Source organism: Alteromonas abrolhosensis, assembly GCF_001953635.1.
GTDB classification, from domain to species: Bacteria; Pseudomonadota; Gammaproteobacteria; order Enterobacterales; family Alteromonadaceae; genus Alteromonas; species Alteromonas abrolhosensis.
This window is the reverse complement of sequence record NZ_MEJH01000003.1, coordinates 1,060,455-1,073,481: the sequence shown is the minus strand read 5'-3', so window position 1 is coordinate 1,073,481 and position 13,027 is coordinate 1,060,455. Positions and strand designations below refer to the sequence as shown.

Below are 13,027 nucleotides of genomic sequence, written 5' to 3'. Positions count from 1 at the left end.
AAATACAGAAATTAATACGTTACAAGTAAGGCTGAAGATTTACCTACGCTTTGAGTCGACAGCACCCATTTCTAATCTGGGGCTTCGTTCAAAATAAAACGCGTTAAATAACAACTTTAGGTCTATTTAAACTATTGAATTGTAATGTGTAAACCTAGTATTTGAGCATAACAAAATTAAGGCTTCGGGCAAAGCAAATACGCGCCAAATCCCTCGTTTAATAAGGCTCAATGGCATTGCGACTCTTCTCACAAGAAAGTTGAGCGCATAATCGCCTTATCTAGACTTAACGCCCAATACCAGTACTTGCACCAAATGAACGCAGTGACTCGAAAAGTTCGTCCTTACTCGTCTTTCAGCTCAACCTTTTTAGCACCGTGATCCACCTTGTAAAATTTTCCGTTAGCGGTAACCAACTTCACGGTTTCACCTTTTCGGTGCTTTCTCCCCTTGCCAAATAACAAAAACAAAACATTTAAAAACAATAAGTTAGATTAATGGCTCACGACTTGCTATACGAAAGTATAACGTGCATATCGCACATGGCATTTCGGGTACGGTGGTACCGCTTAGTAAACAAGTAAGGGAGGAAGAGTATGCGTTCACCAATAAGTGCAGTCACTATTGTTAAAAATAGAACGGAGAAGCTCAGCAATTTGATTACTCAGCTTGAGCAATGCTCTCCAACCCCAGACGAGTTGGTAATAGTTTGGATGGCACCACCTTCCGACCTGTCACTCGTTCGTAGCGATAAGTTTGACATTGTTCACAAATTTGCGACGCAAGACGCGCTTCCCATTGCGAAAGCTCGCAATAAGGGAATGTTAGCGGCTAAGCACGCGAGTTTAGTTTATTTAAACGTAGATGCGGTTGTGGCTCCTTCGCTATTTAAGGACGGATTGTTAGCACTTCGTGACAATACTGTAGTGTTCACGTCAGTGGTGTTTTTACCCAACGAGCGATGCAGCAAGCCATATTTACAGATTTCAAAAGACGAAAAACAAATTGGTTATCTAGCAAGTAACGACGATACGTTACCTGACGATGACAATAATGAAATCCCTTCAAGAGAACAGGAAATTAATCATGGAAAGTTTAGTGACGATAGTATTTGTTCTACAGTGTTTTTTATTCGTAAGGCAGACTTTCAAAAAACCGGCGGCTTCGATGAAGGCTACGCGGGTTTCGGACTAAACGACGAAGATTTCTTTACAAACTGTAGAGCGTTAGGTTTTTCTTTAGAACAATTACCCACGCGCACATTTGCGCCTCACCGACCTAATTATCAGTGCCCGGTGCACCATCTTCTAGATTTTGTTCACAACGCTCAGCGTTTTCACTCGAAATGGGGCTTCTATCCATGTGTCAGCGTATTAAACGCTTATGCTAAGGAAGGCTTTATCAACGCTGATTTCAAGCTAAACGGCATCAAAATCAAGCAACTCCCTCAACAGGAAGATGAAGACAAGGCGGGGGCGCCTGTGGAACATTTAACGGTAACCAACGCCCAAGACAATGTTGAATTTACCTCTTTTCATTCGCCGGAGAAAGGCTCTGACCTTTTAAGCACGACGGCATAAAACGCTTTCAGGGAGATATGGAATGTCTTTAATGAAACCGAATTTAACCAAGCGCTTTTTGTCATTTGTAGGGGAAACTGATTTCCCCTGCGTCGGAGCAAAAACAGCCCTCAATAAAAGCCAAATTCACGTGAACCAATACGACGATATTCGCTGTCCTCACAATGAGACAGATATGTTGGCGTCAATCCACCAATTTGTAGAGTCGTTTGATCTCGAACGGGATATGTTCTCTTCTTTGGTCGCAACTTTTGAGCTTCCAGATACGATTAGCGAAACTGAATTTGATCAGGTTTTATGGGAAAAATTACAGCGTTTACACGAGATTGACGCTTGTTTAAAACCTTGGGATAGTAAGGTATCTAGCGACCCTCATAACGCTCAGTTTAGCTTGAGTTTAGGCGGAAAAGGTTTCTTTGTAGTTGGACTGCATCCAAATGCATCAAGAAAAAGCCGCCGATTTCCCTACCCTGCCATCGTTTTTAATTTACACGAGCAATTTGACATGTTGAGAAAGCAGAAGCGTTTTGAAGCATTCAGAGACCACATTCGTAAACGAGATACCGCGTACTGCGGAAGTAAAAACGAGTTACTCGCAAACCATGGTGATAGCTCAGAGGTATATCAATATAGTGGTGTAAAACATTCCGAAAACTGGGAGTGCCCGTTCAAGCGGGTTAAGCACTAAACTTTAAGAAAAATGGGACAAGTCATACAATGATACAAACTATACAGCCAAGAAGCGGCACTGCATTTACTATGAAAAAAGGGGAAAGACTTAAAGTTATTGACCCAGAAGGTGAACAAGTGGCCGATCTTTATGCGTTCAATGAACATGATAAAAAGGAGTTTATCTCTTCAGGACGAAGCTTAGATTACAATGAAAGCATCCAATTCAAAAAAGGCAGCTTGCTATACTCTAATCAAAGTAATGTGATGTTCGAAATTATTGAAGACACTGTAGAAGACCATGACTTTCTTTTAACGCCTTGCAGTGTTGACACGTTTAAACATTTTTACCCCAATGAAGAGCCAGTACCCGGGTGCCACGGTAATTTGGTCGCGGCTTTTTCAGAATTTGACATCCCAGAGCATCACGTTTGTACCACATTCAACACCTTTATGAATGTGGAGGTAGACGCCAAAGGTAAAATATCCGTTCTTCCTCCAAAGTCCAAAGCCGGTGATTACACAATCTTTGAAGCAAAAATGGATTTGATCGTCGGGTTAACTGCATGCTCAGCGGGCGAGTCAAATAACTTCCGTTACAAACCAATACAGTTTGAAATTTTACCCGCGGCCAACATCTAGCCGCGAGCATTATCTGCTAAATAAACAAGCGCTACCGAGCTTCTGCAATAGCGCTTGTTTTTTCTTGTTGCCAGTTCAGGCGCATATCCCACTTGAAACGATGTTCAGACTTAAGCGGTGGCTGTTTGGCATCAATAGTACTCAACACGTTAGTTGCTTCGGTTATCGTTGCATCACGTCCAAACAAATAGCTTTGCTCTTTCACTATCGTTAAATAGGCCTTATTCAACGCATAGGCACGCTCGGGAGAAGGGGTAATGATGTCGTATACTGAATTAGCACGCTGCACTTCTTCTGCCTTAACCATGCCTTTTTCATCAAACCACTTCGCCAGCATTTCACCGTTTTGACGAAACTCATCGCCACCGCCTACGCGCTCCATGTAAGTGAGAAACTCGCCTTTTTCCTCGTTGATATTTGGCACATCTTCTATTTCACGCAGGTTTATATAGCCCCACCCCGCTTCTCCAGGTACTTTCCGTGCAAATGAAAATGTTTGGTCAAAGGTTGACCCAACGGTTTTGTGACAGCCATTGCAAAAAGCAAGCTCTTGGTCGTGCTGCGCGCGAAGTTCGCCCTGCTCATTTTCAATGAAGCCATTAATTGTCCAGCCAAAGCCGTTGTCTATCCCTTTTTCACCTAAGTAGCGGGTTTGAGGCAGCTTTTCAAAATGCTTATCTTTTGCTTCCGCATAATAGGCAGACGCTAAACTTTCTCTGCTTCTAAACATATGTTTTTTCATGTAGCGCACTTCTTTCATACGCGGCGCGTTATAAATATTTCCGTTTTCATCCACGCCAATATAGCGCACGGTATGTAAGAATTCTGTACCTTCGGGGTAAAGCATGTGCGCTAGCGGAACATCGCTTGCGTCACCAACATAATGCGACAAACGAGCGATTTCAGTCACTGAATTAGTTAGTTTTCCGTCTTGGTTTACGTCAAGGTTCAACGCTAATTCGTTGACCGGCGCCACGGTTAACGTATCCAGCTCTTTAAGCGCCATTTCAACCAAGCTTAGGTTCAGTGTATAGATAGCCTTATTATACTCGCCTTTTAGCGTTTGAAAGCTTTCAGGAAGCCTGATCATCGCATCGCCGGTTGACCCGTTAGTTGGCCAGAAGGTACTTGGGAATGGCTTGTAATTATACGACACCCATCCACTGCCATCTTTAGCAAAACCGTCGCCGTCAAACGCTTCGGCAGCAGCGCTCAAATTTTCAATACGCATGTAATCTGGCATGGCGTCATTGTTAAGCGAATCGGTATAGTTGTCTTGCGCTATATATTTCTTAATCGTGGCATCATCAATGCCCGCAATTAGTGATGTACGGTCAATAAACAGGTTTTTCCAGCTGTTTGTTAACCCTACATCAGAAAATTCGTAGTTACCCTGTAGCGTGCCATCACCCATTTGATTAGGACGCTTTTCCATTGAATCGTAACTTTGATGGCATGCGTAACACGGGTTGTTAACGCCTTCCGTTTTTGTGTAACACTGGGGAGGAATAACCGATTCAGGGTTATACACTTCATTGTGTTCAATATATGCCAGAGCGGGAATAGCATCGCCTTCTTGATAAGGGTAAGTGTGCGCGCTGTCGGTCTTTTTCTGAGTAGATGAAGGCGCTTGTGCATCATCGGTGTAGCGAGATGAGCTTAGGTCGTAATTTGACTGATTGCTTACATCAGCCCCCGTGTCCTCGGTACATCCTGCACTGATAAGTAGTGAAAGCAGAATGCCTACACCTGAAGTTATTTTTAACATTTTCATAATCGTCACAACGGAAAAATCCGGGTGTATAAACACCCGGCAAATTTTAAATTAAAAAGAAAACTTACTTATCTGCTGGCTCATACATCCACAGCGTGTTGTTTTCTTGGAAACCGTCTTCACCGATAAGAATACGGCCGTCGTTCATCACCACTACGTTATCGGGTTGAGATAGCTGCTCAACGTCGCAACGCTCCGCGCCGGTTAGGCTTGAACGGTATGTCCCACCCATTACTACGGGTTCGATTCGAGAAATGTTGTAGCCTTCTTCAAGCTTGGCACGATAAACGCCACCACAGTCTTTAACACGAGTTGAAAGCTGCATATCGCCTTCACCGTCGATCATTGTGTTGTCGATATCTGCAATGCCGATGTAAAGGTAAGCATTCTGTACCACTTCACCTTCGATAGTATCTACACCTTCAACCGCTTCTTTTGCGCGTTTCTGGTTGATTGAGATACCTTCCAGTTTTCTCCACTCTGCGGTAGCCCCTTTGAGACGGGCCGCCGCACGGCTTTCTAAGAACGCAACGCGGTTATCCATAGGTTGACCTGCAGTTACGCTAGAGCCACCTTCCTCTACTGTTGGATAGGTCGCATCGCCATCAGCCCACGCCTGAACGTCGGCCATAGTGATGTAAGAGCTTTGGCCATCTACGTAATCGTCGGTACCAATTCCATTGTATTCATCAATCCATGCGCGAATAGTCAGGTTGTCACCGCTGGCTAATTCCACCCATTCAACCGCAAAGCCAGTAGTTGCTGGATCATTTTGACCTGCATCCTGAGTAAGCTTAGCGCCGTAGAGGGTACCTGCAGATAAGTCTTCAGCTGTGTCTGCGACAAACTTAAACAGTACGCCTCCCGTATCATCTTGAGAAAGGTAAACCGTTTTGCCGTCAGGCATGACCGTTGAGTTTTCGTGCTCATAACGGCCCATCGCAAAATGCTTAACAATAACCGGCTCATCAGCCAACGGTTCTGTTACTTCCGCAATGTAGCCATAGTTGTAAGGGTTTGGCGCATCTGGCGCCGTCATTTGCCACATACGACCTAAGCGCGCATCTGTAGCAACCGCCTCTGGGTTATTCCAGCTTGGTGATGTTGTCGTATCCACCGCCGAATCAACAACCCACTCCTCAGAAGTAAGCGGTGTACCCCACGGTGACATTGAACCAAAGCAGTTTGCCGCCGTTCCCCACACAGGCGAGAAATCCAGCATCATGGCTTCAGTTACTTCCCACATACCAAACTCGTCTTTTTCAACTTTCATGCGGCTCATACCGCCAGGCAGCTCTTCCCAGTTCGAGAAAAGGTAACCTTCGCCTTCGGCGGTTGAGATGAAGCCGTTAAAGTCAGGCATGTCATTTTCAAGAACCAACTCTTCGCCATCCAACGTGTAGATGTGACCTAAGCCTTCTGGTAGGTCAGTACCGAAAGTGTCGCCCGTTTGCCCGAGAACTTGATATTGACCAATAGCGGAAATAACCAGCTCTTTTTCTTCATCTGAGCTTGGAACAGGTGAATTTGGTAATGTAACAGGAAGATTATTGAAGTTAGCACCGGCAAGCACGCCCACTGTACCTGTGTTGATAGGCATTGCATTTACACTGGTTGTTGCTGCATTAGTGCCCGACGGGTGCTGAACATTAAAAAATAAATCACCTTCGTCGGTTAAGAATATGCCTGTTACTTCTGCGCCAAGTGGAACCGTAGCGATACGTGTTAGCGTACCTGCACTATCACCTTGAGGACCCTGCTCGCCTACTGGACCTTGCTCTCCTATTGGGCCTTGCTCTCCCACCGGGCCTTGAACGCCATCTTCGCCATCGTCACCTTCTAGTGAACAGGCAGTCATTCCTAGTGTTACAGCCAATGCTATCGCTGAATACTTTATTCCACGAAGAGTTTCGCTTTTCATTATGGTTCCTTGCTTATACTTGTTTTCGATGTTGAGTGGAGGCAAGCAGAAAGCTTACCTCAGTAAACGGTCTTAGCGGGCAAAAAGTCTGGAGGACATTTGTGACATTCCGGTGACAGCAAGTTGACACCAAAATGAAGCTTTGTTTACAAAGGAAGGTTGTACGAAGAAATAAAACGTAGGAGAACGTTCACCGAGTCGCTGTAATCATTGAGGTTATTGAATACATAATCAAGAAAACCTAAACCACTCAGTCAGTTTATGAATTTTTTGTTGCACCTAACTAATCTGGGCTTCAAGGGTTTCCAGCTGAGAATGTTATTGAGTGAAAAGGTAAACAATTGAAAACTTGGGGGGAAATAGACGATAAATGGATTGGAATAATCAACGGGCTGCGAATCTCGCCGCAACCCGTTAACACTATTAATCGATAAAGCTTAGTTCAACACGGTAAGCGGATGACTATACACTTTTAATTTATTAACCAGATAGTCTTCGAACTGCTCGGCTGTTTGTATATCGCTGCTACGCTTGGGCCAGACCGCGAGTATTTTGTAGTCTAAATTCGTTAAGGGTTTAAACGAAACAAGGTGGTCGTATTCACCTTCGAATACCTTTTCAACTTGGTCTAATCGATAAATAAGCGCCAGCCCTAAGCTATCATCATCTGCCAAAATGCTTTGGGCTCCCCAGGTGGCTACCACGCCCCACTCGCCTTGCTCGGCTTTAATCACTTGCATTCCATCATGCGCTACTAAACCTGCGACAATGTTATCCGAAGGCTCCGATACAGAGACACTGATGTGGGTCGTTGGGTCAAACGCATCAATACGGTAGTGAGTAGTAACATCAATACTGTCTGCTTTAGCTTCAGACGACGACCATCCCTCGTAGGCTACCTCGAATTCAGCCCGCAGTTGCGAGTTTGAAACTAACTGGTAGTGCGTATTCTCGACGTGTTGAAAATGCATGACTGACTGTGAAGAGAAGCCTTGAACTTCATTTTCTATAAGGCGCCCTAACGCACCAACTCCTAGCGATTTGCCGACTTTTAGCGCATCGCCGCCCCATGAAGATAAAGCGTGATAGCTGTCATAGCCGTCTTGCCCAACTTCGGGTAACACTACGCTGTCGTTGGTTTTTACAAAGACATCAATCGCATTGCGCCAGTCGAGATAAAGACGATAACCCATTTGATCGGATTCCCAACCTGGCCCTTCATAACGCAAAAAATAGGAGTGATCGGTTAATTGAGCTGGTGACGTGAACGAAGTGACTTCGTCAAAAGAAAAACCCTCAGCCTTATACGCCGCGTCTTCCCATTTTCCACCCGTTCTTACGGAAAGCTCAGCGTGCGCTCTGTCTTGAACATAGGCGCTAGACACTTGCTCAGGCGGTACAAGTTCGAGTGACGCAGTAGCGCCTGGTGCCACTGAAACAGCGCCTAGTAAAACAGATTTACCCTCACTGTTCTCTACCCACTCAGACGCGTTCTGTTTTAATTTCCAACCTGCGTATTGAGCAGGAAGTGAAATTTCGACGACTTGCTCTCCGCTGCCACCACCTGCTGAATTTTTAACCTCAACAGACAATGCCGAATTTATTTCACCCTGTGAGCAACTTGCCAGAAATGGCACTAAAACCAGGCCTATCTTACTAAATTTCATCACTTTTATGCTCTCCATCGGTTGGTAAAGTGTTTAACTAATTTACGATATTTATAAACAATATATTGACAAATGCCACCGGTGGCAATTATTTTAAATTTTGTTAACGAGATTTTTCAATTTAGTATGTCGATAAAATTCGGCACGCCAATGAACCATTTAGTGAAAGGTAAATTACATGGTCAACTTTAGCCTTGAAGGTAAAACTGCATTAGTGACCGGAGCAAGTCGGGGTATAGGACAAGCGCTTGCTTTAGCGCTCGCTACTTCTGGTGCCTTTGTTATCTGTGCCAGTTCTAGACCAGGTGGCTGTGATGAGACGCTACGTAAAATTCAAAGTGAAGGTGGACAAGCTATGGCGTTGGACGCCGACCTCGCCGAGCCTCACGCTGTACTTAAACTTGCCGAGGATGCATTAAGCATTAAGGGTCACATCGACATATTGCTGAATAACGGCGGAACTATTTTTCGAGCGCCAGCTACCGACTTCCCTTTCGAGGAATGGCGGAATGTGCTTGCTGTCAACATCGATTCAGCTTTCCTACTTAGCCAGACTATTGGTAAGACAATGGTAGAACGTGGTCAAGGTAAGATCATCAACATTGCATCAATGTTGAGTTACACAGGTGGCATTACTGTTCCTGCTTACACTGCAAGTAAACATGCCATTGCGGGTCTTACCAAAGCGCTTGCAAACGAATGGGGCCAATACAATGTGCAGGTGAACGCGATTGCGCCCGGTTACATTAAAACTGATAACACCCAAGCACTACAAGATGATGAAAAGCGCAGTGCTGAAATTTGTGCCCGCATTCCAGCTAATCGCTGGGGGGAAAGTGATGATTTAGCAGGTGCGGCGGTATTTCTTGCGAGCGCAGCCAGCAATTACGTTAACGGCCATATCCTTGCCGTCGACGGCGGCTTTCTGGCACGTTAATTAACGAATGGGGGATACAGTCATGAGCGACAAAAAAAGCATGAGCGATGAGAGAGCCATGAGCGATAGAAAAGACATGAGCAAGAAAATAGACACCCGATATGCAATAGGTCGTAAAGAGGCTAACGCTTACAACACGCAAGAACTGCGCGACGCGTTTTTAGTCGACACTCTAATGACAAAAGGCGAAGTCGTTTGGATATACACCCATTACGAGCGCTTTATGCTCGGAAGTGCCGTACCGACTACGTCAGCGCTAACGCTAGAAACCATTGAAGATCAGCTAAAGATGCCATTTTTTACCGCCCGCCGTGAGGTAGGTGTGATTAATATCGGCGGACCTGGCACCATTACAGTTTCAGGCACTAGTTACCATTTAGATAACGAAGAAGCCTTATACATCGGCCAAGGCAATGAAGAAGTAATATTTGAGTCAGACAACGCGTCTAATCCCGCCAAGTACTACTTAAATTCAGCGCCAGCTCATCATGCCTACCCATGCAAAAAAATAGGCAGCAAAGATGCAAATGTCCTTCATCTAGGAAGCCAGGAAACCTCCAACAAACGCGATATCAAACAGTTACTTATCAATACTGTTGTCGATACATGTCAGCTTCAGATGGGATTAACGCGTCTACATACGGGTTCCGTTTGGAACACCATGCCAGCTCATCAGCATGACCGACGCAATGAAGTGTACTTTTACTTTGATATGGACAGCGAAAGCCGAGTATGTCATTTCATGGGCGAACCTCATGAAACTCGTCACATTTTCGTTGCGAATGAAGAAGCCGTAGTATCGCCACCTTGGTCAATTCACTGTGGTGTGGGTACTGGAAGCTATGCATTTATCTGGGGAATGGCAGGTGAAAACCTTGATTACGATGATATGGACAAGTTTCCACCTTCACAGTTGCGCTAAGCAGCCCTGCTCTAAATAGGTGTAATGATTATGTTGCGGTATATAAAACTCACACTGTCTGCCACAGCGCTGTTGCTAACATCGGCGTGTTCTCAAAATGAATTGCAAGGTGAAGTCACCGTGTTGCGCTTGGGGCATACCTTAGACACTCAGCACTCTGTACACAAGGCGATGGAATATCTAGGAGAGCGTCTAGATTACTATTCTGACGGCACAATGAGTGTGGTGATTTATCCAAGTAGCCAGCTGGGTACTGAGCGAGAAATGGTAGAACTGTTGCAGATTGGTTCACTCGCTATGACTAAAGTATCTGCAAGCCCTCTGGAAGGGTTTGCACCGGAAATGAAGATATTTAGTATTCCCTATATTTTTCGCGATAACGAACACTTCTGGCGAGTATTAAACAGCGATCTGGGCAATGATTTGCTTTCTGGTGTTGAGGATTTCCGTCTTAAAGGCCTAGGCTATTACGATGCAGGTAGCCGCAGTTTTTACACTAACGATAAACCAATAAAAACGCCGAGCGATCTAAACGGGCTAAAAATTCGCGTGTTAAATAGTCCTACTGCGGTTGCAACAGTTCGTGCACTTGGAGGCGCAGCGACTCCCGTTGCCTGGGGAGAGCTTTACACAGCGCTTCAGCAAGGCGTGGTAGACGGTGCTGAGAATAACCCGCCAAGCTACTACCTTTCACGTCACTATGAAATTGCCCGCTACTACAGCCTTGATGAGCATACCAGTGTGCCAGATGTCATGCTGGCATCCCTCCCAGTTTGGGAAAGCTTGAATGAGCAGCAGAAAATCTGGTTAACCAAAGCTATGGAAGACTCCGTTGAATACCAACGTGAACTTTGGAAAACATCCACACAAGCCTCGTTAGAAAAGGTAAAAGCCGAAGGTGTCACGGTTATTACACCTGACAAAGCGCCTTTCGTTGAAGCAGTTAAGCCTTTTCATAAGAGCTTCGAAGGTACGCCGATTGGCGACTTAATAACGCAAATTAAAGCGATGTAACAATGACAATAATACGCCTCATCGACAAAGCCTTAGCAGGTACCCTTATTGCAGCCATGGTGAGTATTTTACTTACTGTAATTTGGCAAGTGGTCTCGCGTTATGTACTTAAAGACCCAGCATCAATCACTGAAGAATTATCTAGATTCATATTAATTTGGATTGGCATATTAGGTGCTGCCTATGCGTATCGTCAAAATGCGCATTTAGGCTTCAACTTAATTGTTGAGCGCCAGTCGCGTAAAGTAAAAAGATTATTACTCACCTGCGTTGAGATTATCGTCATTATTTTCTGTGTATTAGTGATGGTGTACGGTGGTTCCGAGCTTGTGTCTCTCACCCTAGAATTAGAACAAATCTCGGCGGCTCTGGGTGTAAAAATGGGCCTTATTTATAGTGTGCTGCCCCTGTCTGGTGGCCTTATCATTGCCTATGCACTGGTAAACATTACTACGCTGTGGCGAAACAACAATAAGGAGTCAGCGTAATGGAACTGACCGGTATTATCTTAGTCGTTGCCTTTTTCGTATTACTCCTATTAAACGTTCCTATTTCAATTAGCATAGGGGTAGCAACGTTACTCGCTATGGTAATGAGCATGGACATTGCACCCGCTACCATTACTATTGCCCAGCGTATGGCAGGTGGACTCAATAGTTTTGCGCTACTGGCCATCCCGTTCTTTGTTCTATCAGGGCTTATCATGGGGCGAGGAGGCATTGCCAAGCGATTAATAGAATGTGCAATGGCGCTTATTGGTGCCCTACCTGGCGGTCTTGCCTTAGTTAATGTTGTATCCTGTATGCTCTTCGGTGCAATTTCAGGGTCTGCAGTAGCGACCACTTCTGCAATAGGCAGCTTTATGCTGCCCGAAATGAAAAAGGCTGGCTACGAGCCTAATTTTAGTGCTGCTGTCACCGCAGCTGCATCGACCACGGGTATGTTAATCCCGCCAAGCAATATATTAATTGTTTATGCCATCGCCAGTGGCGGGGTATCTATCGCGGCCTTGTTTATGGCTGGCTATATACCGGGCATTATGGTTGGATTAGCGCTTATGCTAGTGTGCTTTATTTATGCCAAAATGAAAGGATTTCCGCTTTCACCACGACTTCCACTTAACGTTGTTTTTGAGAAAACTGTCGCTGCCCTTCCCTCTTTGTTCCTAATAATTCTGGTTATTGGTGGTATTGTGGGCGGTGTTTTTACCGCTACTGAAGCAGGCGCCATTGCAGTGGTTTACTCGTTACTATTAGCCGTGGTGTTTTACAAAGAAGTAGAAGCGAAAGCCTTACCTGACATTTTCTTAAAAGCGGCGGAAACGACAGCCATTGTTATGCTGCTTATTGCGGCGTCTACCGCCATGTCTTGGCTTTTATCGTTCGAGAACATTCCGCAAACCTTAAGTAATGCACTGTTGTCTGTGAGCGATAATCCTTTACTTATTCTGCTTCTAATTAACCTGTTACTCATTGTGGTTGGTGCGTTTTTAGATATGACACCAGCCGTACTAATTTTTACGCCCATCTTTTTACCAGTGGCGCTAGAGCTTGGCATGAGCGAGCTTCAGTTTGGCATTATGCTAGTACTCAACCTGTCTATTGGATTGTGCTCTCCGCCCGTTGGCGCAGTACTTTTCATAACCTGCGCCATTGCCAAAACCAAACTTGAGAACATCATTCGACCGCTTATTCCTTTGTATGTAGCTATGTTTGTTGTTCTTATGCTGGTCACTTATGTCGCTTGGTTCAGCGAAGCGCTACCTCGTGCATTAGGGTTTTAGTAAAAAAGAAATATAAAAGTGAATCATGTGGTCTGACGTAGTCTGATCACATGACCTTTCACTTTTGAGTAACAAAAACATATTGCCCTGATTTGTGTGGTAATATCGGAAGTAACGA

Annotated in this window: 11 protein-coding genes; 8 read left to right on the top strand and 3 right to left on the bottom strand. The window is 44.9% G+C overall.

Annotated features, from left to right (window positions below; all coding sequences use genetic code 11):
- The first annotated feature begins 596 nt into the window (after nt 1–596).
- From BGK61_RS06770 to BGK61_RS06760, 3 genes are read left to right on the top strand one after another with little or no spacing between them, the layout of a single operon-like run.
- Nucleotides 597–1,580 carry a glycosyltransferase family 2 protein gene (locus BGK61_RS06770; protein WP_076011687.1) on the top strand — a complete coding sequence of 328 codons (984 nt, stop codon included), beginning with the start codon at nt 597–599 and terminating at the stop codon, nt 1,578–1,580.
- 22 nt (nt 1,581–1,602) lie between these two features.
- The gene (gntA, locus tag BGK61_RS06765; RefSeq protein ID WP_076011686.1) at nt 1,603–2,268 is read left to right on the top strand and encodes a guanitoxin biosynthesis heme-dependent pre-guanitoxin N-hydroxylase GntA; all 666 of its coding nucleotides are present in this window, start codon (nt 1,603–1,605) and stop codon (nt 2,266–2,268) included.
- Between the two features lie 29 nt (nt 2,269–2,297).
- Nucleotides 2,298–2,891: a DUF1989 domain-containing protein gene (locus BGK61_RS06760; RefSeq protein WP_014998730.1), complete on the top strand. Its 594-nt coding sequence runs from the start codon at nt 2,298–2,300 to the stop codon at nt 2,889–2,891.
- Between the two features lie 31 nt (nt 2,892–2,922).
- Here the strand turns inward: BGK61_RS06760 and BGK61_RS06755 are convergent, their stop codons facing one another.
- The 3 genes from BGK61_RS06755 to BGK61_RS06745 all read right to left on the bottom strand — a co-directional run bounded on the left by BGK61_RS06755 (nt 2,923) and on the right by BGK61_RS06745 (nt 8,253).
- Entirely contained in the window at nt 2,923–4,665 is a 1,743-nt protein-coding gene (locus BGK61_RS06755) for a hypothetical protein (protein WP_076011685.1), read from the bottom strand.
- Nucleotides 4,666–4,729: 64 nt separating this feature from the next.
- Entirely contained in the window at nt 4,730–6,586 is a 1,857-nt protein-coding gene (locus BGK61_RS06750) for an alkaline phosphatase PhoX (RefSeq protein ID WP_076011684.1), read from the bottom strand.
- 437 nt (nt 6,587–7,023) lie between these two features.
- The gene (locus BGK61_RS06745) at nt 7,024–8,253 is read right to left on the bottom strand and encodes a DUF4861 family protein (RefSeq protein WP_076011683.1); all 1,230 of its coding nucleotides are present in this window, start codon (nt 8,251–8,253) and stop codon (nt 7,024–7,026) included.
- Nucleotides 8,254–8,431: 178 nt separating this feature from the next.
- Between BGK61_RS06745 and kduD the strand changes: the two genes are divergently transcribed.
- The 5 genes from kduD (at nt 8,432) to BGK61_RS06720 (ending at nt 12,909) form a co-directional block, all read left to right on the top strand.
- A complete protein-coding gene (gene kduD / locus BGK61_RS06740; RefSeq protein WP_014998734.1) occupies nt 8,432–9,190 on the top strand; it encodes a 2-dehydro-3-deoxy-D-gluconate 5-dehydrogenase KduD in 759 nt (252 codons plus the stop codon).
- 76 nt (nt 9,191–9,266) lie between these two features.
- A complete protein-coding gene (gene kduI, locus BGK61_RS06735; protein ID WP_014998735.1) occupies nt 9,267–10,112 on the top strand; it encodes a 5-dehydro-4-deoxy-D-glucuronate isomerase in 846 nt (281 codons plus the stop codon).
- Nucleotides 10,113–10,142: 30 nt separating this feature from the next.
- Complete coding sequence (locus tag BGK61_RS06730; protein WP_039216576.1) at nt 10,143–11,126, top strand: TRAP transporter substrate-binding protein; 984 nt, start codon at nt 10,143–10,145, stop codon at nt 11,124–11,126.
- Between the two features lie 2 nt (nt 11,127–11,128).
- Complete coding sequence (locus BGK61_RS06725) at nt 11,129–11,614, top strand: TRAP transporter small permease (RefSeq protein ID WP_014998737.1); 486 nt, start codon at nt 11,129–11,131, stop codon at nt 11,612–11,614.
- Nucleotides 11,614–12,909 (top strand): TRAP transporter large permease, encoded by a 1,296-nt coding sequence (locus tag BGK61_RS06720; protein ID WP_076011779.1) that lies wholly within the window; start codon nt 11,614–11,616, stop codon nt 12,907–12,909. Before BGK61_RS06725 ends, BGK61_RS06720 begins: the two co-directional genes overlap by 1 nt.
- Nucleotides 12,910–13,027 lie beyond the last annotated feature (118 nt).

Coding starts and splice junctions, on each gene's coding strand:
- BGK61_RS06750 (WP_076011684.1), bottom strand. CDS start 6,586: ATGAAAAGCGAAACTCTTCGTGGAATAAAGTATTCAGCGATAGCATTG.
- BGK61_RS06760 (WP_014998730.1), top strand. CDS start 2,298: ATGATACAAACTATACAGCCAAGAAGCGGCACTGCATTTACTATGAAA.
- BGK61_RS06755 (WP_076011685.1), bottom strand. CDS start 4,665: ATGAAAATGTTAAAAATAACTTCAGGTGTAGGCATTCTGCTTTCACTA.
- BGK61_RS06720 (WP_076011779.1), top strand. CDS start 11,614: ATGGAACTGACCGGTATTATCTTAGTCGTTGCCTTTTTCGTATTACTC.
- BGK61_RS06745 (WP_076011683.1), bottom strand. CDS start 8,253: ATGAAATTTAGTAAGATAGGCCTGGTTTTAGTGCCATTTCTGGCAAGT.
- BGK61_RS06730 (WP_039216576.1), top strand. CDS start 10,143: ATGTTGCGGTATATAAAACTCACACTGTCTGCCACAGCGCTGTTGCTA.
- BGK61_RS06770 (WP_076011687.1), top strand. CDS start 597: ATGCGTTCACCAATAAGTGCAGTCACTATTGTTAAAAATAGAACGGAG.
- BGK61_RS06725 (WP_014998737.1), top strand. CDS start 11,129: ATGACAATAATACGCCTCATCGACAAAGCCTTAGCAGGTACCCTTATT.
- kduD (WP_014998734.1), top strand. CDS start 8,432: ATGGTCAACTTTAGCCTTGAAGGTAAAACTGCATTAGTGACCGGAGCA.
- kduI (WP_014998735.1), top strand. CDS start 9,267: ATGAGCAAGAAAATAGACACCCGATATGCAATAGGTCGTAAAGAGGCT.
- gntA (WP_076011686.1), top strand. CDS start 1,603: ATGTCTTTAATGAAACCGAATTTAACCAAGCGCTTTTTGTCATTTGTA.